Annotated in this window: 19 protein-coding genes and 1 pseudogene; 10 read left to right on the top strand and 10 right to left on the bottom strand. The window is 61.7% G+C overall.

What is annotated here, in order from left to right; all coding sequences use genetic code 11:
- The first annotated feature begins 79 nt into the window (after positions 1-79).
- A complete protein-coding gene (locus GQ59_RS21780) occupies positions 80-1,639 on the top strand; it encodes a putative bifunctional diguanylate cyclase/phosphodiesterase (RefSeq protein ID WP_037084961.1) in 1,560 nt (519 codons plus the stop codon).
- Positions 1,640-1,738: 99 nt separating this feature from the next.
- Here the strand turns inward: GQ59_RS21780 and GQ59_RS21775 are convergent, their stop codons facing one another.
- The 5 genes and pseudogenes from GQ59_RS21775 to GQ59_RS21755 form a co-directional block, all read right to left on the bottom strand.
- Positions 1,739-3,115: an LLM class flavin-dependent oxidoreductase gene (locus tag GQ59_RS21775; protein WP_037084958.1), complete on the bottom strand. Its 1,377-nt coding sequence runs from the start codon at positions 3,113-3,115 to the stop codon at positions 1,739-1,741.
- Between the two features lie 73 nt (positions 3,116-3,188).
- Positions 3,189-3,937 (bottom strand): annotated as a pseudogene (locus GQ59_RS21770) (ABC transporter ATP-binding protein).
- A complete protein-coding gene (locus GQ59_RS21765) occupies positions 3,913-4,794 on the bottom strand; it encodes an ABC transporter permease (RefSeq protein ID WP_037084956.1) in 882 nt (293 codons plus the stop codon). Before GQ59_RS21765 ends, GQ59_RS21770 begins: the two are co-directional and overlap by 25 nt.
- Before the next feature lie 31 nt (positions 4,795-4,825).
- Positions 4,826-5,851, bottom strand: coding sequence for an ABC transporter substrate-binding protein (locus tag GQ59_RS21760; RefSeq protein ID WP_037084955.1), 1,026 nt, complete (start codon positions 5,849-5,851; stop codon positions 4,826-4,828).
- Between the two features lie 268 nt (positions 5,852-6,119).
- A complete protein-coding gene (locus tag GQ59_RS21755; protein ID WP_037084954.1) occupies positions 6,120-7,016 on the bottom strand; it encodes a helix-turn-helix domain-containing protein in 897 nt (298 codons plus the stop codon).
- Between the two features lie 116 nt (positions 7,017-7,132).
- Between GQ59_RS21755 and pobA the strand changes: the two genes are divergently transcribed.
- On the top strand, positions 7,133-8,305 hold the full coding sequence (gene pobA / locus GQ59_RS21750) for a 4-hydroxybenzoate 3-monooxygenase (protein ID WP_037084952.1): 1,173 nt from the start codon (positions 7,133-7,135) through the stop codon (positions 8,303-8,305).
- Positions 8,306-8,368: 63 nt separating this feature from the next.
- On the opposite strand, the gene GQ59_RS21745 is transcribed toward pobA, so the two are convergent.
- Together GQ59_RS21745 and GQ59_RS21740 are read right to left on the bottom strand one after the other, a co-directional pair.
- Positions 8,369-8,617: a WGR domain-containing protein gene (locus tag GQ59_RS21745; RefSeq protein WP_037084950.1), complete on the bottom strand. Its 249-nt coding sequence runs from the start codon at positions 8,615-8,617 to the stop codon at positions 8,369-8,371.
- A gap of 85 nt (positions 8,618-8,702) precedes the next feature.
- Positions 8,703-9,458, bottom strand: coding sequence for an IclR family transcriptional regulator (locus tag GQ59_RS21740; RefSeq protein ID WP_037084948.1), 756 nt, complete (start codon positions 9,456-9,458; stop codon positions 8,703-8,705).
- Between the two features lie 209 nt (positions 9,459-9,667).
- Between GQ59_RS21740 and GQ59_RS21735 the strand changes: the two genes are divergently transcribed.
- From GQ59_RS21735 to GQ59_RS21720, 4 genes are all read left to right on the top strand, one after another.
- Positions 9,668-10,390, top strand: a complete 723-nt coding sequence (locus GQ59_RS21735) for a 3-oxoacid CoA-transferase subunit A (protein WP_037084946.1) — start codon at positions 9,668-9,670, stop codon at positions 10,388-10,390.
- Positions 10,387-11,076, top strand: a complete 690-nt coding sequence (locus tag GQ59_RS21730) for a CoA transferase subunit B (protein ID WP_037084943.1) — start codon at positions 10,387-10,389, stop codon at positions 11,074-11,076. The genes GQ59_RS21735 and GQ59_RS21730 overlap by 4 nt, the downstream gene beginning before the upstream one ends.
- 11 nt (positions 11,077-11,087) lie before the next feature.
- Complete coding sequence (gene pcaF / locus GQ59_RS21725; RefSeq protein WP_037084940.1) at positions 11,088-12,293, top strand: 3-oxoadipyl-CoA thiolase; 1,206 nt, start codon at positions 11,088-11,090, stop codon at positions 12,291-12,293.
- 262 nt (positions 12,294-12,555) lie between these two features.
- Positions 12,556-13,023 (top strand): group III truncated hemoglobin, encoded by a 468-nt coding sequence (locus tag GQ59_RS21720; RefSeq protein WP_037084937.1) that lies wholly within the window; start codon positions 12,556-12,558, stop codon positions 13,021-13,023.
- Positions 13,024-13,047: 24 nt separating this feature from the next.
- Here the strand turns inward: GQ59_RS21720 and recX are convergent, their stop codons facing one another.
- The 3 genes from recX to GQ59_RS21705 all read right to left on the bottom strand — a co-directional run bounded on the left by recX (position 13,048) and on the right by GQ59_RS21705 (position 16,066).
- On the bottom strand, positions 13,048-13,608 hold the full coding sequence (gene recX / locus GQ59_RS21715; RefSeq protein WP_037084933.1) for a recombination regulator RecX: 561 nt from the start codon (positions 13,606-13,608) through the stop codon (positions 13,048-13,050).
- Positions 13,609-13,707: 99 nt separating this feature from the next.
- Positions 13,708-14,430 carry a L,D-transpeptidase gene (locus GQ59_RS21710; protein WP_037085137.1) on the bottom strand — a complete coding sequence of 241 codons (723 nt, stop codon included), beginning with the start codon at positions 14,428-14,430 and terminating at the stop codon, positions 13,708-13,710.
- Positions 14,431-14,551: 121 nt separating this feature from the next.
- The gene (locus GQ59_RS21705) at positions 14,552-16,066 is read right to left on the bottom strand and encodes a S10 family peptidase (protein ID WP_037084932.1); all 1,515 of its coding nucleotides are present in this window, start codon (positions 16,064-16,066) and stop codon (positions 14,552-14,554) included.
- 349 nt (positions 16,067-16,415) lie between these two features.
- Between GQ59_RS21705 and GQ59_RS21700 the strand changes: the two genes are divergently transcribed.
- From GQ59_RS21700 to GQ59_RS21685, 4 genes are all read left to right on the top strand, one after another.
- Positions 16,416-17,324 carry a DUF1403 family protein gene (locus GQ59_RS21700; RefSeq protein WP_051904136.1) on the top strand — a complete coding sequence of 303 codons (909 nt, stop codon included), beginning with the start codon at positions 16,416-16,418 and terminating at the stop codon, positions 17,322-17,324.
- Between the two features lie 2 nt (positions 17,325-17,326).
- Positions 17,327-17,971 (top strand): SMC-Scp complex subunit ScpB, encoded by a 645-nt coding sequence (scpB, locus tag GQ59_RS21695; protein ID WP_037084927.1) that lies wholly within the window; start codon positions 17,327-17,329, stop codon positions 17,969-17,971.
- Positions 17,972-18,046: 75 nt separating this feature from the next.
- On the top strand, positions 18,047-18,415 hold the full coding sequence (locus tag GQ59_RS21690; RefSeq protein ID WP_037084924.1) for an antitoxin Xre/MbcA/ParS toxin-binding domain-containing protein: 369 nt from the start codon (positions 18,047-18,049) through the stop codon (positions 18,413-18,415).
- A complete protein-coding gene (locus GQ59_RS21685) occupies positions 18,408-18,923 on the top strand; it encodes an RES family NAD+ phosphorylase (RefSeq protein WP_037084921.1) in 516 nt (171 codons plus the stop codon). Before GQ59_RS21690 ends, GQ59_RS21685 begins: the two co-directional genes overlap by 8 nt.
- Positions 18,924-19,058 lie beyond the last annotated feature (135 nt).

Here is a 19,058-nt window from a genome sequence, read left to right as displayed (position 1 = left end):
GCAGTAACGCGCTATCTTACAACTCTGAATAACAAATCCTTTAATCATTTATCCTAGGATCGCAGGGTTGGAGGAGTAGATGCAGGATTTTCTGGAAAGCAAGGCTGGCAGACAGCTGGCGCAGGTGGCAGCCGCCGCGATGCTGTTGCTCGTCGGTTGTATAGTCTATGACGATATGCTGCTAAGGCTGGTTCAGTCGGTCAGTGCGGGGAAAGCCCACCTCATCATCATTGTACTGATCGTTGCCGGTCTTGCGAGCTTTGCCTATTCGGTGCTGCGCATTCTCGATATGCGTAATGAAATGATGAATCGCCGGAAGGCCTTCGATGAGGCTGACCATATTGCCACGCACGATCATCTGACGAAACTTCCCAACCGCTATGCCTTCGACAGGTTCGTTCTTTCGCACCCCGATGAAAAGCTGCAGGAAACCGGTGACGACAACGGGCCCCAGACCGCAACGGTATTTTCGTTAGATCTCGACGGCTTCAAGAAGGTCAATGACCTTCTTGGTCACCAGGGGGGCGATATCCTTTTGAAGGAAGTGTCGCGGCGCATCTGCGCATTGGCTGAATACGAATGCGTCTTCCGCTTCGGTGGCGACGAATTCGTCGCCGTGGCACGCAACCTCTCGCCGGAAAAGGAAGAGCTCTTCGCGCAGCTGCTCATCCATTCGGTTTCCCGGCCGGTCCGGATCGGTACACTGCTGACGGAGGTCGGTGCCAGCGTCGGTTATGCACGCCTGCCGGACCACGGCAGCTCGCTCGAGGACGTCTGCCACCGGTCGGATGTCGCGCTGTACGAGGCGAAGAGCCGGGGTCACAATCAATATTCTCTGTTCCAGCCCGAGATGCAGGAGAAGGTTTCCGAGCGGGCCAAGCTCGAAGGCGACCTTCGCCGCGCCATCGACGAGGGCAAGATCGACCCGTTCTACCAGCCGCTGATCAATCTCAGGACAGGTGAACTCTGCGGTTTCGAAGCGCTTGCCCGGTGGAACAAGGACGGCGTATTCGTTTCGCCGCAACACTTCATTGCCGTGGCCGAAGAGACAGGCCTCATTACCACGCTCTTCGAGCAGCTTCTGTCGAAAGCCTGCCGCGATGCGCAGCTTTGGCCGGGAACATTGTCGCTCTCCTTCAACGTGTCGCCTGTCCAGATGGAAGACAGGCTGCTCGCAAGCCGTGTTCTCCACATCCTGCAACAGACCGGCCTACAGTCATCGAGGCTGGAAATCGAGATTACCGAAAACGCCCTGATCGACGACCCGGACCTTGCCGCTACAACGATCGAGCAATTTCATGCCGCCGGCATCCAGGTGGCGCTCGATGATTTCGGAACCGGATATTCAAGCCTGGCGCAGTTGGCACGCTTCAAGTTTGACAAGATCAAGATCGACAAAAGTTTTGTGTCGAGCTTCACCCATAACGACAAGAGCGCCAAGATCATCGATGCCGTGCTTGGCTTAAGCCGTAGTCTCAACCTCAAGACCACTGTCGAGGGGATCGAGGAGAACGCCCAGCTCGCCTACTTCCTTGGCCAGGGCTGCGATATCGGGCAGGGCTATATCTTCGGCAAGGCGATGCCGCAATCGGAAGTCATCGGCTTCGTCCACGACCGCAAGCGGGCATTGAGCGCCTGAGCGAAAATCTGCCGCGGAGAGACCAGCCAAAGGTCCTGGCCGAGACGTATTGGCGTTGTCGCCATCTTCACGGCCAGGAGATTTAATGTGACGCGGGAGCTATACGGCTACCCGTGCCTCCGGCCCAAGCTGTGACCGAAGCACGAAGCCGTTCTGCGGGCGCTTGAGGCCGAGGTTCTCCCGCAAGGTTGTTCCTTCATATTCATGCCGGAAAAGGCCACGCTTGCGCAGGATCGGCACGACCTGATCGACGAAGTCCGTCAATCCGGCGGGCAGGATCGGCGGCATGATGTTGAAGGCGTCGGCAGCGCCGTTCTCGAACCATTGCTGCATCGCGTCGGCAATCTGCTCCGGCGTGCCGATCACCGTGCGATGGCCGCGGGCGGTCGCGACGGCCAGATAGAACTGGCGCAGCGTCAGATTGTTTCGCGACACCAGATCGGTAACCAGCTTGAGGCGGCTCTTGTTGAGTTCCGTATCCTGCGGCAGAGGTGGAGCAGGATCGTCCAGGGAATAGCCGGAAAGGTCGACGCCCTTGTAGTGGCGGGCGAGGATGTTCCAGGCGATGGAGGGATGAACGAGCGACTGGATATAGTCGTAGTTCTCCTGTGCCTCCTTTTCGGTGCCTCCGAGAACGGGGAATATGCCCGGACTGATCAAGAGGTCGTCCTGGCTGCGTCCATAGCGGGCAAGTCGTCCCCTGACGTCGGAATAGAATTCCTGGGCATCTTCGAGCGTCTGATTGGCGGTGAAGATCATTTCTGCGGTTCTCGCCGCAAGCTCGCGGCCGGGTTCCGATGCGCCGGCCTGCACGATGACCGGGTAACCCTGCACGGGACGGCCGACATTGAGCGGACCGGTGACCGAGAAGAACTGGCCCTTGTGGTCGACGAGATGCACCTTGTCGGGATCGAGATAAACGCCGCTTTCCTTGTCGAGGATGAAGGCGTCGTCTTCATAGGAATCCCACAACCCCTTCACGAGATCGACGAATTCCTCGGCCCGCGCGTAGCGGTCCGCATGGGCGGGATGGCCGGGGATGGAGAAGTTCTTGGAGACGTCCGCTCCGGTCGTGACCACATTCCACGCCGCCCGACCCTTGGAGATATAATCGAGCGAGGCAAATTTGCGCGCCAGAAGATAAGGGTCTTCGTAGGTGGTGGAAGCGGTAGCGACAAAGCCGATATGGCTCGTGGTCTGCGACAGAGCCGCCCATAGAGTCACGGGTTCGAAATGGGCACCCTGCGAGGAACGCCGAAGCGCTTCCGGGTCCTTGGCACGCTCCCAGCCGGCCGGACTGTCGGCCACGAAGACTAGATCGAACTTGCCGCGTTCCGCCGTCTGGGCCAGTTCGCGGTAGTGATCGATGTTCAGTCCCGCGTCGGCCTGCGAGGCCGGATGGCGCCAGGCTGCCACATGATGGCCCGTCGCCATGATGAAGGCCCCAAGCCGCATTTGTCTCTTCTGTTTACTCATTGACGTGTCCCCCGTTCGAGGCGTTGAGATTGAGCTGACCCTTGCTGGTCATGATGACAACTTCCGTTGGATTTCAGGCGGCTCGCCGTCCGGGAGTTTCGACCCCGAGGCGACTTAAAAGCTGGGTGCGGATCTTTGCGAAGCGCAGATCGCCGTGATCGCGGGGTGTCGGCAGATCGATCCGCAGGTCCTCGATCAGATGGCCCTCGTCGAGAACCAGTATTCGGTCGGCGAGCGAGATTGCCTCGTCGACGTCGTGGGTGACGAGCAACACGGCCGGGCGGTGCCTTGCGCACAATTCCCGCAGCAGGTCGTGCATCTTCAGCCGGGTCAGTGCGTCGAGGGCGCCGAACGGCTCGTCGGCCAGCAGCAGGGACGGCTGGCGGACCAGCGAGCGTGCAAGGGCGACTCTCTGCTGCTCGCCGCCCGAGAGCTGGTTGGGCCAGGCCGCCTCGCGCCCCTCAAGGCCCACCTCGGCCAATGCCTTTCTGCCTGCTTCCTGCCCGGCAGCCCCCGGCATACCGAGCGTGACATTCTGGATGACTGTGCGCCAGGGCAGAAGTCGCGCATCCTGGAAAACCACCGAAAGGTTTTCCGGGGTTTCAAGCGTCCCGGTTCCCTCGACGTCGTGATCGAGGCCGGCGAGCGCCTTGAGGAAAGTGCTTTTGCCGGAGCCGCTCCTGCCGAGGAGGGCGACGAACTCCCCTCGGCGATATCGAGATCCACGCGATCCAGGATCGTCTTGGTGGCGAACCGGCGCATGAGGTTGCGGACATGCACGGTTCTGGATGCGGATGTCAGTTGGCTAGAGTGCGGCGCCATGAGAGGACCCTCCGTTCGAGCAGGCGGACGAGACCGTCCGAGACGAGGCCGAGCAGCACGTAGACAACCAGGCCGACGAGGATGACATCGGTTTGCCCATAGTTGCGGGCGAGTTCGATCATGTAGCCGAGCCCGCTGGTGGCGTTGATCTGCTCGACCACGACAAGGGAAACCCAGCAGAGAGTGACGGCAAACCGCAGACCCAGGAGAAAGCCGGGCAATGCGCCCGGCAGCACCACCTGGAAGATGAAGTCTTTCTGGCTCATGCGCAGGGTCTCGGCCAGTTCGACATAGCGGCTGTCGATGCTGCGCAGGGCATTATGGGTGTGGATGTAAATGGGTATGATCACGGCAAGGGCGATCGTCGTGACCTTCATGCCTTCGCCGATGCCGAACCACAGGATCAGCAGGGGGATCAGAGCGAGCGTCGGGATGGCGCGCTTGATCTGGACGGGACCGTCGATCAGCGCTTCGCCGATCCGGGAAAGACCGGCGGTGACGGCAAGGATCGTGCCGATGACCAGGCCGATGCTGAGGCCAAGCAGGGCGCGTGTGGCCGAAGTCACGAAATTGTCCTGCAGTCGCCCCTGTTCGATCAGCCTTCCAAAGGCTTCGACGACCGTCCAGGGCGCAGAGAGTATGCGCGGGTCGATCCAACCGAGAGCCGATCCGGCCACCCAGAAGAGCACCAGCAATGCCGGCCCGATCTGCAGTCCGAAGGGTATCGCCGGTCCCGGTCCCAGTCTCCGGCGGCTCCGGGACGTGCGGGGCCTCGCCACGGCCGGAATGGTATATGCACTTTCACGGCTGGACGGCCGGGACGATTTCACCTCATCCGCATCCCAAATGGTTGCCATGCTTCAGATCTCCTCTTGGATGATGCGTGGATTACTGGCTTTTCGCCAAGGCGGCGGAGGCGGTTTTCTCGAAGCGGTTGTCGAAGATCTTTTCCACGTCGAAGGGCTTGTAGCCGAGCTCCGCCGCCAACAGATTGATCGTCTGCTGGTGGCGTTTCTTCACCTCGCTCCAGTCTCCGGAAACGACCTGTTCCCCCGTCAGCTCGACGAGATATTCGCCGTCGTCCTGGCTGAGGCCCTGCTGACCGACATAATATTCCTTGATCCAGATTTCCGGGTTCTTGTTCACCCACTCGGTGGCGCGTGCCCAAAGCCCGACATATTCCGCAAGAGCCGCAGCCTTTGCCGGATCGTCCAGCACCCATTGCGGTGCATAGAGATGAGCTGGATCATCGCGCAGCCCGTGTTCGACGAGCGTTGCTCCATCGCCGCCGTACTGGGCGATATAGCGCCGGATGTAGACGCCCCCGAGCGGCGCGACATCGACCTGTTTGCTGGCCAGCGCCTTCGGATAGACGTCGCCGGTGCTCGGCAGTTCTACCAGCGTGACGTCACTTTTCTTGAGACCTGCGGCCTTAAGTGCGCGGAGAACCAGTGCTCCCTGGGCCTGGCCGGGGCTGAACGCGATGCGCTTGCCGCGGAAGTCGGCCAGCGTCTTGACGCCGGCGCCGGGCGCCACTCCGAAACGGTAAATGGGATTGGCAATGGGGTCGCGGCGTTCGCGATAGGCGATGTTGCGAACGGGCAGATTGTTCCAGTTGGCGAAGATCGACGGAATTTCCGCAACCGACCCGACGTCGAGTGCCTTGGCGCGGAATGCTTCCGACGTTTGTGGGCCCCCACTGATATTTGCCCATTTGACTTCAAACGACAGCTCCTTGATCAGGCCTGAGACTTCCAGCGCCTTTTGCGTCACCGGATCCCCGATCGTCAGGACTGTCCCGGGCGGCACCTTCGGAAGAAGGGGCGCATTTGTCTGGGCCATGACCACCCCGCTTATGGAGCCGAAGGCAAGCAGGCCGAACAGCACGGTTCTCACTGTTTTTACCAATGTCATTGTTGATTTTCCCCTTGTCGTTGCAGGATCCGGAAATCGATGCTCGGAAGGGTGAGATATTTTCTATAAAACAAATAGACTATTTAATTTAAGAATGCGCCGGATAGTGAAATATCGTCCCAACATGTCGATCATCGACATGAGAACCGACGCCCTTGATGGCGGCCTCCCGATTTCTCGATCTGCGGCTAAAGCGCCTGCCGAGGGATGAACTGCAGCTCATCGCTTGCAGCAAAGAGAGGGGCTTGCGCGTTGCAACGCGTTGCTCTTAGAAAGATGCCTTGTCCAGCGCTTGGATTTCTCGCAGGCGCCAGGCGCGCGGCGTTTCGCCCGTCTGCTTCACGAAAAAACGCGAGAAATAGGCAGGGTCGGAAAAGCCGAGGCGATGGCCAACCTCCTGCACGGAGGCGAGGGAGAAGACGAGTTCGCGCTTGGACTCTTCGATCAGTTTTGCGGTGAGCAGGTCGTGCGCGGTGCACCCCGCCATCGACCGGACAATGCGGTTGAGATGTGTCAGCGAGATGCCAAGTTCGCCCGCATAAAAGGATATCGGCTTGTGCGAGCGGAAATGCTGCTGGATCAGGCCATTCAGCATGTCCATCCGCCGCTCGCCTTCGTTCGCGGGGAGCTGGTTGAGGTTGTCCGCATGAGAGATGCGCGCGGTCAGCCTCAGGGCGAGCTTTACGTAGGAAGTCAGAAGTTCGTGACGTCCGTTATTGCGGTGATCAAACTCCTCGCCAATTCGTTTCAGCGTTTGCACCACGTAGGCTGCATCGGCATTCGGCGGGTCGAGTGGGGTAAGGCGCGGTGTCGCAAGCCATTCGCCGAAGCGGCTGCGCTCTCCCGGCTGGTGCCCAAGATGGGAGCTCAGGATGGTGATGACCAGTCCCTCGATATCGCGGGAGAACCGGAAGCCGTGACTGAGGCCGGGAGGGACGGTGACTATCGACGGTGGCCGGATGGGATAGGTTTCGCTGCCGAAGGTCGCGTCGCCTGACCCCGCTTCGATGTACAGTATCTGAAAGAATGCCTCATGTCGGTGAAGGCGGATTTCCCACTGGTGGCGGCTGCTTCTCGACCTGATGGTTTCGCAATGCAGCCAGAAATCATTCCGTTTGCCTGGATCCTCTCCGTACAGCTGGTAAATCGGTATGTGCCTGTTCATCGGATATCTCCGGCCTCGATGTTCGGTTTGTCCAATTTTTTGGCCCGAATGTCCATTGCCGCGAATGGGGAAGGCGAGCACAATTTGCCAAAACGAAAACTCTCGGGAGGAGATGCATGAGAACGCAGGTCGCCATTATCGGCTCCGGACCGTCGGGCCTCTTGCTTGGCCAGCTTCTGACGGGAGCCGGTATCGACAACATCATCCTTGATCGTGTCGGCAAGGATTACATCCTCGGGCGGGTCCGTGCCGGCGTGTTGGAGGAAGGTACGGTCGGGCTGATCGACCAGGCCGGGGCCGGCGCGCGGCTGCACGCCGAAGGCCTGCCGCACGAAGGTTTCTCACTCACCTTCGATGGCCGTGATCACCGCATCGACCTGCATGGCCTGACCGGCGGCAAGCGGGTCATGGTCTATGGCCAGACGGAAGTGACGCGCGATCTGATGGTAAGCCGCGAAAAGAGTGGTGCCGTGACAATCTATGAGGCGGGCAATGTCCGGCCGCATGATTTCGATGGTCGCTTGCCCTACGTCACCTATGAAAAGGATGGCACGACGCATCGCATTGACTGCGATTTTATCGCCGGCTGCGATGGTTTTCACGGCCCAAGCCGCAACGCCGTGCCGGAAAGCGCAATCCGTGTTTTCGAGAAGATTTATCCGTTCGGATGGCTCGGTATCCTGGCGGAGGTCGCACCCGTCAATCATGAACTGATCTATGCAAACCATCCTCGGGGCTTCGCGCTTTGTTCAATGCGATCGGCGACCCGCAGCCGCTATTATATCCAGTGCGCCCTCGACGAGAAGATCGAGGACTGGAGCGACGACCGATTCTGGGACGAACTTCGCCGCCGCCTGCCTGCGCATCACGCGCAGGCGTTGATTACCGCGCCGTCCTTCGAGAAATCGATCGCACCGTTGCGCTCGTTCGTTGCCGAGCCGATGCGGTTCGGCAGCATGTTCCTCGTCGGCGATGCAGCGCATATCGTGCCGCCGACGGGAGCCAAGGGCTTGAATCTAGCTGCAAGCGACGTGCATTACCTCTTCAAAGGGCTGCGGGAGCACTATCTGGACGGTGCAGGCGCGGGCATCGACGCCTATTCCGAGAGAGCGCTTGCGCGCGTATGGAAGGCGGTGCGCTTCTCCTGGTGGATGACGACGATAATGCACCGTTTTCCCGGGACAGGCGAATTCGACCAGAGGATTCAGGAAGCCGAGCTGGATTATCTGACCCATTCGCGGGCAGCTTCGACGGCGCTTGCGGAAAACTACGTGGGCTTGCCCTTCTGACGCGGCATCGATCGATCACAGATCGGCAATGCCACAAACGCGGCTGCTCGAAATGGAGAGCTGTCAGCCAGTCTCCGCTTTCTGCTGATAACCCCGTTTCACCTTGCTGCGGGCAAGTGCCAAACACCGGCGCTCTGCTTCCTGCCGCGAGCCGAACAGGTCGATGTGGAAACGCCCCTTGGTGCCGATGCGGCCCCAGTTGCGGGTGAGTGCTGCGCCATCGAAAAGATCGGGCTCGACCGTAAGCACGTAAAAGCGGGCCATGTTGCGGGTGGGGTCGCGGCGGGTGAGGAGAAGCGGTTCGTTGGTCATGCCCGCAGAATCGCAAGTCCGGATTCTGCCGTCCAACGACATGATTGAATCGATCCGGCCTCATCGATTCACGGAGTTGATGGGTTCAGCGCAGCAGGGATTTCAGAAGCCTTGCAACGCCCTTCAGCGGTTCCAGATAACGCTCGGCCATTTCGGCCGCGGGGACGCTTGCCGCCGGTGCGCCGATATTGATCGCGGCGACCACCCGGCCGCGATCGTTTTCCAGCGGCACCGCAATCGAGCAGAGGCCGAGTTCCAGTTCCTGGTCGATGACCGCGAAACCCTGTTCGCGAACGTGGGCAAGCTCCTCCATCAGCCGGACAGGATCGGTCAGCGTCCGGGGGGTGAAGGATTTCAGGTTGCTCTGTTTCAGGAGTGCCAGGCTTTCGTTCTCTGGCAGGGCCGCCAGCAGGACGCGGCCCATCGAGGCGCAATAGGCGGGAAGGCGGCTGCCGGGCATCAGGTTGATCGACATCACCCGCTTCTGCGAGGCGCGGGCGATATAGACGACCTCCGTTCCATCGAGCACGCTCGCGGATGCGCTCTGGCGAACCTCCTCGGCGAGTTTGTCGAGAAAGGGCTGGACGATGTGGGGCAGGGGGGTGGCGGAGAGATAGGCATGGCCAAGCCGCAAAATCTTCGGCGTCAAGACGAAGAATTTTCCGTCATAATCGGCGTAGCCGAGCTCGGCCAAGGTCAGCAGGCAACGGCGGGCCGTCGCCCGGTCAAGCCCGGTCGCCTTTGCCACGTCAGCGATCGCCAGCCGCGGCGTCGTTTCGCCGAACGCCTCGATGACCTTCAGGCCCCGCGCGAAGCCGCTGACGAAATCCGTTTCCCGCATGATATTCCCTGTGTCTCGCCCTTTGTCGACGCAATGTGAAGCCGCGAGGATGTGCAGGCTCTGCATCCCTGGTTCGAACAATATGTGCGATATATGAACAAAGGTCAATTATCGCACATACTTCTTGCTGTCTTTCCCCTGCTGATCTATCTGTTTTCGCGGAGGCACGGCGGGCAAGTTCGCCGGGTATAGCGAAGGAGATATCCCGTATGGACAAGACAATCGGGAGCACGGCGGAAGCCGTCTCCGAGATCGGTGATGGCGCGACCATCATGATCGGCGGTTTTGGCGGATCAGGCGCGCCGATCGAGCTGATCCATGCCCTGATCGACAAGGGTATCAAGGACTTGACCGTCATCAACAACAATGCCGGCAACGGTCGCATCGGCATCGCCGCGATGATCGACGCTGGCATGGTCCGCAAGATGATCTGCTCGTTTCCGAAGTCGTCGGACCCGCGCGCCTTCACCGACCGGTATCTTGCAGGCCAGATCGAGCTCGAACTCGTGCCGCAGGGCACCCTTGCCGAGCGCATCCGCGCCGGCGGCGCCGGCATACCGGCCTTCTACACGCCGACTGCCTATGGCACCGAGCTTGCCAACGGCAAGGTGATCGCCGAGTTTGACGGCCGCCACTATGTGCAGGAGCGCTGGCTGAAAGCCGATTTCGCCATCGTCAAGGCGCAGCTCGGCGATCCCCTCGGCAACCTCACCTACAACAAGGCCGGCCGCAACTTTAACCCGCTGATGTGCATGGCCGCCGCCAAGACGATCGTGCAGGTGTCGAAGATCGTGCCGCCTGGCGGCATTGATCCCGAGCATGTGGTGACGCCCGGTATCTTCATCGACCGTGTCGTCGAAGTTCCCGATCCGCAGCAGGAAGAAGTCCTCATTCGCGCCGGAGTGGCTTACGTACCAGGAGCCCAGCTATGACCCTCAACACCCGAGAAGACATCAAGCTTTCCAACGCCCAGATCGCCTGGCGCGCCGCCCAGGACATAAAGGACGGCGCCTATGTGAACCTCGGCATCGGTTTTCCGGAAATGGTCGCCCGCTACCAGCCGCCCGGCCGTGAGGCGATCTTCCACACCGAAAACGGCATCCTGAACTTCGGCGAAGCGCCGGCTGAAGGCGAGGAGGACTGGGACCTGATCAACGCCGGCAAGAAGGCCGTGACGCTGAAGCCGGGCGCTGCCTTCTTCCACCACGCCGACAGCTTTGCCATGGTGCGCGGCGGCCATCTCGACGTCGCCATATTAGGTGCGCTGCAGGTGGCGCAGAACGGCGACCTTGCCAACTGGCGGGTCGGCTCCAAGGGCGTACCGGCCGTCGGCGGCGCCATGGACCTCGTGCACGGCGCAAAGCAGGTTTGCGTCATTACCGAACACGTCACCAAGAACGGCGAGCCGAAATTAGTTGAAGCTTGTACCTTTCCGTTGACCGGCGTTGCCTGTATCACTCGGGTCTATACGAGCCATGCCGTCATCGACATCGTCGGAAAGCATTTCGTCCTGCGCGAAAAGCTTGCCGATATGACAGTCGAAGAGCTGCAGGCCATGACCGGCGCGCGCCTCTACATCGATGGGCCGGTCGCCGATCTCGTTGTGCCGAAACTGTGAGAGAGAAGATCATGACCGAAGCCTATATCTGCGATTATATCCGCACTCCGATCGGCCGTTTCGGCGGCTCGCTCTCCTCAGTTCGTGCCGACGACCTTGGGGCCATCCCCCTGAAAGCGTTGATGGAACGCAATGCCTCCGTCGACTGGGAAGCGGTTGCCGACGTCATTTACGGCTGCGCCAACCAGGCCGGCGAAGACAACCGCAACGTCGCCCGCATGGCGTCGTTGCTTGCCGGCCTGCCGGTCAGCGTCGGCGGCACCACCATGAACCGCCTCTGCGGTTCGGGCATGGACGCGGTCATCACCGCTGCCCGCGCCATCAAGGCCGGCGAGGCGGAACTGATGATTGCCGGCGGCGTCGAAAGCATGAGCCGCGCACCCTTCGTCATGCCGAAAGCAGACACTGCGTTTTCGCGCAATGCCGAGATCTACGACACGACGATCGGCTGGCGTTTCGTCAATCCGCTGATGAAGAAGCAGTATGGCGTCGATTCCATGCCGGAAACCGGCGACAACGTGGCGATCGATTACAAGGTTTCGCGCGAGGACCAGGACGCGTTTGCTGTCCGCAGCCAGGCGAAAGCCTCGGCGGCTCAGGAGAACGGCCGTCTCGCCAAGGAAATCACCTCGGTGACCATCCCGCAGCGCAAGGGTGATCCGGTGGTCGTCTCGAAGGACGAACATCCGCGCGCGACCAACATGGAAGCGCTCGCCAAGCTCAAGGTGCTCAACAGGATCGAGGGTGCGACGGTCACCGCCGGCAACGCGTCAGGTGTCAACGACGGTGCGGCAGCCCTGATCATCGCGTCGGAAGCGGCGGCGAAGAAATACGGCCTGACCCCGATCGCCCGCATCATGGGTGGCGCCACCGCCGGCGTTCCGCCGCGCATTATGGGCATCGGCCCCGCGCCTGCCACCCAGAAGCTCTGTGCCCGCCTGGGGATTTCGCCGAAGGATTTCGACGTGATCGAGCTCAACGAAGCCTTTGCGAGCCAGGGCATCGCCGTCCTGCGCGAACTCGGCCTGCAGGAAGATGCCGAACATATCAACCCGAACGGCGGCGCGATCGCGCTCGGCCACCCGCTCGGCATGTCCGGCGCCCGCATCTCCGGCACGGCAGCGCTGGAACTGTCGCTCCGCAAGGGCAGATACGCGCTCGCGACGATGTGCATCGGCGTCGGGCAGGGGATTGCAGTGGCCCTGGAACGCGTGTGATCCAAAGCCTCTCCCTTTCCTCAAGGAGGAGGGAGCTCCCCGTTTTCCAGAAAATGTGGCCGAGGGTAGGTTTGACGCCGATGGGGTCGTCCCAGATCTAGTTCACCTGCACGCCGCATTAAAAGGGATATGCTGCTGCGCAGCTGAATTACCCGCGCCGGTCTCTGACACATCGTCGCAACTGGGCATCAGGCCTTGGGTCCCGCATCCGCAAAGCCTATATAAGGCGGGTCGCAAATGCGGCGGAACCCAAGGTTTTGAGATGAGCGACGAATTGCAGGGGCGCGCGGCGCATATCGCGGCGATCCGGGAACGAGCGGAAGCGGAAATGAAGGCGATCGGCATCGACGCCGCCTTCATCGGCACGCTGGTCGATACATTTTACGGCCGTATTCTGGCGCATCCGGAACTGGGACCCGTATTCGACGAACGGCTTTCAGGGCGCTGGCCGGAGCATATGGCGAAGATGAAGAGCTTCTGGTCCTCCGTCGCTTTCCGCAACGGTGCCTATGGCGGAAAGCCGGTCCAGGCGCATCTGGGCGTCGCCAATATGACGCCCGAGCTTTTTCCGAAATGGCTGGAGCTGTTTGCCGCGACGCTGGACGACATTGCTCCGAGCCCGGAGGCGAAAGCCTGGTTCATGGCGACGGCGGACCGGATCGCGCGAAGCCTGACGCTGTCGCTTTTCTACAATCCGGCGCTTGACGACCCTGCGCTCAAGCAAGCCTGACCCGCGGGAACTCCGCCCTCACGCCTAGAAATGGCGGCCGGCATCGAGTGCTTCTTCGGCATCCTCGATCGACATCTCGAAGATTTTTCTTCCTATATCGAAGCTGAAGCCTGCCCTGGCAAAGGCGGAAAACTCCTTTGCCTTGCGCTTTTCGTCGAGTTCGGCCTTGCGGAACGGCCCGAATGCGCGCTTGCGGGCGAGGATAAGGGCGGCACGGAAGTCGTCCGCTTCGGCAACGGCAGCTGCGACCGTGCCGCTCGCCACGCCTTTCTGCGATAGTTTCTGGGCGATCATCCGCCGTGACCTGCCGCCGCGCATGCCCGAGCGAGCGCTCATCTCGGCAAAGGCGGCATCATCCAGCGCCTTGTTATCATAGGCGAACTTCACGGCGAACTCGGCAAGCGCCCTGACCTGGACCTCGCCGATATCCTCGAATTTCTCACGTGCCTTGCGCGATATGGCGTCGAAAAGCTGCTTTTCCGTGTGCATGCGCCGGTTTATGCGATAGATCGTCGAATTGCGCGCCCAGGAGAGCATGCGCGGCGTCGGTGCATCGGATTGCGGCGTCTCGTCGTCTAGATCCAGTTAAGCCTCCGACCGCTTTTACCGCCGCTTCCCGCGATGCGGCGCCGGACTTCTTACATCATGCAGCCGCGGCGAAACAACATCATCTCGGCTGTCGCGTCATACGGAGGGAACGGCTTTAAGCACATCTTGGTGTACGACGATCCGGGCGTGATATGGGACGCGCGTATAGAGATCCATGACGTCCTGGTTGACCAGACGCACGCAGCCCGACGACGTCGCCTTGCCGATGGAAGCCCATTCCGGCGAGCCATGCAGCCGGTAGAGTGTATCCTGGCCATTCTGGAAGATGTAAAGCGCCCGCGCACCAAGCGGGTTCTTGATACCCGGATCCATGCCGCCGTTCTCGATGGAGAACTTCTTGAGGCTCGGCTGTCGTGCGACCATCTCGTTCGGCGGCTTCCAGCGCGGCCAGGGCTGGCGCCAGTGAATGACGCCTTCGCCCTGCCAGGCAAAACCGTCCTTGCCGATGCCGACGCCGTAGCGCATTGCGGTGCCACCGGGCTCCACCACGTAGAGAAAACGGCCGGGCGTATCGACGACAACCGTGCCCGGCAGTTCGCCGGTCGGATCGACCACGCGCTGGCGATAATATTTCGGGTCGATCTGCTTGTAGGGGATAGCCGGCAGGAGATGGCCGCTATCCTCGACGGCAGCGTACCTGGCCTGCAGCTCCGCTTCGCTCGGAGGCTCGATCGGGCGGCGGGCCATTTCCGGCACGGGAGCCCGTTCAGCAGTGGTAGCGCAGCCGGCAAGCGTCGCGGTCATCGAGATGGAGCCTATCACGAAGGCGCGCCGCGACATCTGGTATTCGCTGGTCATGGACCGAAAGATCTTTCTGAAAATCAACGTATGTGAGCTAGTAGCGGTTTCGGGCCCAAACCAGCAAGGCGCGATGCATTCACATCACGGTGACCTTGCCGTCATCGAAAGGCGGGCAAATTCAATCCGTCCCCTTGGCCTCGTAAAACGCCCTGACGTCCTCCGCAAAGCTCCTGCGCGAATCCGGCCTGGTGTAGAACATGTGTCCGCCGCGATAGACCTTGAGCTCGGTGCGGCCGGCAGCGAGTTCAGGCGGGAGGTGGTCAATCACGTAGCGGCTGGCACCGTAAGGCGTCAGCGCGTCGCTGTAGCCGTGGGCGATCATCAGCTTGAAGGACGGGATGACAGACAGCAGGTCGCGGATATCCGTCGACGCGCTGGCGAGCGAGCGCGAGTCGCCGCCACGGCTACCGTTCCATTCCCAGCGACGGTTCACGTCCTCGTTCAGCAGCGAATAGGTCATTTCACTCGCAAACCCGAGCTCGTTGCGGGCATAGGCGGCAAAGGCGGCGCCATAGGCACGCGTGTAACCTTCGAGGATCGGGTCGTCGTTGCGGGTGACGGCATCTTCCGGATAGGCATCCGGCACCGCGTAGGCCGCGTCATAGGGGCTGACGATCTTTCCCGTTCCCCCCATCTGCTTGGCATAGACATCGCCGACGAAACCGCGGGTGCGGGCAACGATGTCCTTCGGAATGCCGGTGAGTTCGGAAACCCGGCCATAGAGCGTATCGGCCGTCTGGCCGGTGGGGGAGGGGCCGGCAAGTCCCACGAGATAGTCACCGATGGCGAAACGCTCGGCATCGGCAAGCTTTTCCGGCGTGAACTGGTTGCGGCGCTCCAGCTCGGCTGCGGCGAGCGAGGGAAGCTGCAGCGCCGCGCTCAAGGGATCGTCGGAATTGGCGAGGAAACGGCCTTCCACCAGTGGCGATAGCATGATGATGCCCGAAGCCAGCATGCCCTGACTGTTCTTCAGAGACACGGCGACCTTGGCGGCGCGAAAACCGCCATAACTTTCGCCGAGCAGGTATTTCGGGGCATCGAGCCGGTTGTTCTTCTGGACGTAGAGCGCGATCGCCTTGGATAGGCTGTCGGCATCCTGCCGCACGCCGTAATAGCTGCCGGCCGCATCGTTGCTGGCGGCGCGGCTCCAGCCGGTACCGACCGGATCGATCAGCACGAGATCGGTGAAGGCGAGCCAGCTTTCCGGGTTGTCCTTCAGCTGAGGCGTCGTGCCGTTGTCGCCGGTCGCGCCGAATTCCAGGATTTTCGGGCCGACCAGGCCGAGATGCAGATAGGCGGAGGCAGCGCCCGGGCCGCCGTTGAAGGCGAAGGTGAGCGGCCGCCCTGGTGACCGGTCCCTGGCGATATAGGCGGTATAGAAGATCTTCGCCGAGCGGTTGCCGTCCTGACCGAACAGATCGAGCGTGCCGGCTGTCGCCGTATAGGCGAGATTGCCGGAAGGCGCCTTGAAGACATGTTCCGTGGTGGAATCGGCCGGGATCAGGCTGAATATGCCGCCGCCGGCGCTCTGCTCCGTCTGACTGCCGCGCTCGCGGTTCTCGTCGCCGCCGCGCGGCTGCTGCGCCAGAACTGGCGCTGAAAGGGCCAGGACTATGGCGAGACATGCGATCATCCGATGAAACGTCAAACTGAAATCCTCCTTGACCAGCCGCACCCTATGTAGGGCGGCGCGCCGATCCGCAAAACTCAACTCCTATTGATCGACGGGGACAGGGGACTCGGTTCGCTGATTTTCAGCGTTTTAGCAGCGGCGCCTACCAATATCGCGAGGATTCCGCCACACTCTCCCGTGACCGAACAGGCCCATTCCGGTGTCGCGGAGCGAAAATTGCAAATATCGGTGCAAATCCGCAGGCTGACGGTGCGGATTTCCACGCGATCGATGGCCACAAGCGCACATAAAATTTACGCTCGTCGCCATGATTCCCAAGGCCGTATCTCCGAAGACGCCGTTTCAGCCCATGCCGGCCGTTCGCTGGGCAGGTCCCCAGACCTTTGCCGCAGACACCGCGGATGCGGCCTTCATGGCGGGTGGCGCGCTTTATCCGCTCGACCAGATCGTTCGGGCCGAACCTGACTGGGCCGGCGCCTGGCGGCAGCGGATGGCGCTGAAATGCGCGACGGCGGCGGTACGGCTTGCGGGGCGTTCGGAAGACGAGACGGGGCTGCGCGACGCCTGGCTGCTGCGCAAGCCGGGGGACGATCCGGGTCCGGCCGGGCAGATCCTTTCGGCCTGGAAGCGGCTTGGCTCGCGTGCGGCCACGCTCGATGCGGAGGTGCTGCAGGCGACGGCCGGCATGCTCGGCATCAAATGGGACGAGCCGATGGCAACCCTTGCGCAGACTTTTGACGACCTCGGCCTGACAGGATCAGCCGGGCCGTTCGCGGCCGCGGCGATCATCCGCGAGACGCACACGATCCGCCCGGATGCCGAAGCGCTCGGCTGGTGGCTTGCCGATCTGCTTCTGGCGCAGAAGCTGCGCTGGTCCGTGCCGGTGCCGCTGCTGATGAGCCAGCGCTTTTCTTCGGTGTTCCGCGCCGAAGGCGGGCGCGGCCGCATCCGGCCCGGCGAAGACGGGTTCGACCGGGCGATCTGCCTGGCTCTCGTGCATGCCGCGACCGAAGCCGGCCGGCTGGCAGCTGAGATTGCCCGGCGCGCCGAGCGACTTGCCGTCGTCACGCCGAAGCTGCGTGCCAAAGGGGCGGAGGACGGGCTGCGCCTGCTGCTCTCCGATGACGCCGTGTCGGGCTCGCTGCAAACGCCGAACCTTTCCCGTTTTGCGTCGCGCCGACTGTTCGAGAGGCTGCAGCAGCTGGAAGCGGTGCGCGAGCTTTCCGGCCGCCCCACCTTCCGCATCTACGGGCTCTGAGCATGGCGAAGCGGGCGCGGCAAATCGTACTCGACAAGGAGCTTCTCCACCTGCCGCAGGAGGCGCGGCATCGCCAATGGGCGGCGCGGGTGGAGGCGGTGATCTTTGCCTCTTCTGAGCCGGTCACCCGAAAGGTGCTGGAGCGCGTCGTCGGCGAGGACTGCGATATCGAAGCGATCATCGAGGAGATCCGGGAGGCGCTCGACGGTCGACCCTATGAACTCGTCGCGGTCTCCGGCGGCTGGCAGCATCGCACCCGGCCGGAGTTCGCCGATGTCATTCATGCCTCCGGCGCCGCCAATGCCCCTCCGGCAGATCTGACCGATCACCAGGCCTTGGTGCTGATGACGGTCGGTTATTTCCAGCCGGTGACGCGCGCCGAAATTTCAAAGATTTTCGGGCGCGAGGTAAGCCGCGATACGATCGCGACGCTTCGGCAGCTCGGCTTCCTCGCCTCTGGTCCGCGCAGTCCGACGCCCGGTGCGCCATATACCTATATCACTACACCGGCCTTCCTCACCGCCTTCGGCTTCGACACGTTGCGCGACCTGCCGGATACGGAAATGCTGGAGGACGCCGGACTGCTGAGCCGCACGCTGCCGGTCGACGATTTCGTGGAGCCGGAACTGGAAGACGACGACGACTAGCCGTAGTGCTTGAAATGTGCGGATATTGGGCTCATATTGAGCGGCAGATGATCAAAACTGGATCAGGAATTTCGAATGGCTCATGCTTTTGAAGTCGGCGCCGCCGCTTTCCGTGAACCCCAGTCCGCGCTTCTATCGGCGCGGCGGGTGTCCGATCTTCTCGGCCTGACGCATGCGGAACTGGCAAAACTGATCGGTGTCGCCCGCAACACGCTGACGGCCAAAAGCGGCGCCCGCAAGGTCGATCTGGCGCTCTCCCCTGTCGTTCGCATTCTGGCGATGGCGAGCGAGATGGCCGGCGACGAGAACCGCGCGGCGATTTGGTTCAAGCATCAGCCGATCCCCGGCTGGGCCGGCAAGACGGCCTATGACCTCGTCGGCGAGGGCAAGGCCGACAAGGTGCTCGCCTATCTGGAGGCGGTGCGCTCCGGCGTTTATGCCTGAATTGGTCTCTGAACCGATAATCCTTTGGCGTGCCTATGTGCCGCGCTGGGCGCATGCGCCGCTTTCCGGGGAGGGCGCCGCCCGTTTCGGCGGCCGATGGAACCCGGTCGGCGTAGCGACCATCTATGCGGCGCGCGAGCTTTCCACGGCCTGGGCGGAGTACAATCAGGGCTTCGTACAGCACCCCGCCCTGATCGCGCAGCTTCGACTCGAGCGCGCGCGACTCGCGGATCTGACCAGCCCCGAGGTTTTGGACGGCTTCGGTATCGACGAGACAATCCACCGCTGCGAATGGCGCGATGACCTCGACGCCGGGCGGTCACCGTCAACGCATCTCCTCAGAGAGAGGCTGCACCAGGAGGGCCATGATGGCGTCGTTTATCCATCCTTCATGTCGCCGGGCGGAACCTGCGTCGCTCTCTGGCGCTGGAACGGCAAGGACCAGCCGAAGCTCACGGTCACCGACCCCGACGGTCGACTACCGAAAGGCCCGGCTTCCTGGTTATAGCTGGGAAAGCGGCGTAGTTTCTCTCAACGAATGGAATCGATCCGACGCGGCATGAAATCAAGGTCGCTCGATGTCACACCCACAGCTGTATGGAAAATACTCCGTTCAACCTTGGCATTTAAAATTTAGTGGAAT

The sequence above is a fragment of the Neorhizobium vignae genome, assembly GCF_000732195.1.
Classification (GTDB): domain Bacteria; phylum Pseudomonadota; class Alphaproteobacteria; order Rhizobiales; family Rhizobiaceae; genus Neorhizobium; species Neorhizobium vignae.
The sequence above is the reverse complement of the archived record's forward strand: the minus strand, read 5'-3'. Positions and strand labels throughout refer to the sequence as shown.

What these genes read in the sequence shown, in the direction of transcription:
- GQ59_RS21780 (WP_037084961.1), top strand. Translation starts at nt 80, where the DNA reads ATGCAGGATTTTCTGGAAAGCAAGGCTGGCAGACAGCTGGCGCAGGTG.
- GQ59_RS21775 (WP_037084958.1), bottom strand. Translation starts at nt 3,115, where the DNA reads ATGAGTAAACAGAAGAGACAAATGCGGCTTGGGGCCTTCATCATGGCG.
- GQ59_RS21765 (WP_037084956.1), bottom strand. Translation starts at nt 4,794, where the DNA reads ATGGCAACCATTTGGGATGCGGATGAGGTGAAATCGTCCCGGCCGTCC.
- GQ59_RS21760 (WP_037084955.1), bottom strand. Translation starts at nt 5,851, where the DNA reads ATGACATTGGTAAAAACAGTGAGAACCGTGCTGTTCGGCCTGCTTGCC.
- GQ59_RS21755 (WP_037084954.1), bottom strand. Translation starts at nt 7,016, where the DNA reads ATGAACAGGCACATACCGATTTACCAGCTGTACGGAGAGGATCCAGGC.
- pobA (WP_037084952.1), top strand. Translation starts at nt 7,133, where the DNA reads ATGAGAACGCAGGTCGCCATTATCGGCTCCGGACCGTCGGGCCTCTTG.
- GQ59_RS21745 (WP_037084950.1), bottom strand. Translation starts at nt 8,617, where the DNA reads ATGACCAACGAACCGCTTCTCCTCACCCGCCGCGACCCCACCCGCAAC.
- GQ59_RS21740 (WP_037084948.1), bottom strand. Translation starts at nt 9,458, where the DNA reads ATGCGGGAAACGGATTTCGTCAGCGGCTTCGCGCGGGGCCTGAAGGTC.
- GQ59_RS21735 (WP_037084946.1), top strand. Translation starts at nt 9,668, where the DNA reads ATGGACAAGACAATCGGGAGCACGGCGGAAGCCGTCTCCGAGATCGGT.
- GQ59_RS21730 (WP_037084943.1), top strand. Translation starts at nt 10,387, where the DNA reads ATGACCCTCAACACCCGAGAAGACATCAAGCTTTCCAACGCCCAGATC.
- pcaF (WP_037084940.1), top strand. Translation starts at nt 11,088, where the DNA reads ATGACCGAAGCCTATATCTGCGATTATATCCGCACTCCGATCGGCCGT.
- GQ59_RS21720 (WP_037084937.1), top strand. Translation starts at nt 12,556, where the DNA reads ATGAGCGACGAATTGCAGGGGCGCGCGGCGCATATCGCGGCGATCCGG.
- GQ59_RS21710 (WP_037085137.1), bottom strand. Translation starts at nt 14,430, where the DNA reads ATGACCAGCGAATACCAGATGTCGCGGCGCGCCTTCGTGATAGGCTCC.
- GQ59_RS21705 (WP_037084932.1), bottom strand. Translation starts at nt 16,066, where the DNA reads ATGATCGCATGTCTCGCCATAGTCCTGGCCCTTTCAGCGCCAGTTCTG.
- GQ59_RS21700 (WP_051904136.1), top strand. Translation starts at nt 16,416, where the DNA reads ATGCCGGCCGTTCGCTGGGCAGGTCCCCAGACCTTTGCCGCAGACACC.
- scpB (WP_037084927.1), top strand. Translation starts at nt 17,327, where the DNA reads ATGGCGAAGCGGGCGCGGCAAATCGTACTCGACAAGGAGCTTCTCCAC.
- GQ59_RS21690 (WP_037084924.1), top strand. Translation starts at nt 18,047, where the DNA reads ATGGCTCATGCTTTTGAAGTCGGCGCCGCCGCTTTCCGTGAACCCCAG.
- GQ59_RS21685 (WP_037084921.1), top strand. Translation starts at nt 18,408, where the DNA reads ATGCCTGAATTGGTCTCTGAACCGATAATCCTTTGGCGTGCCTATGTG.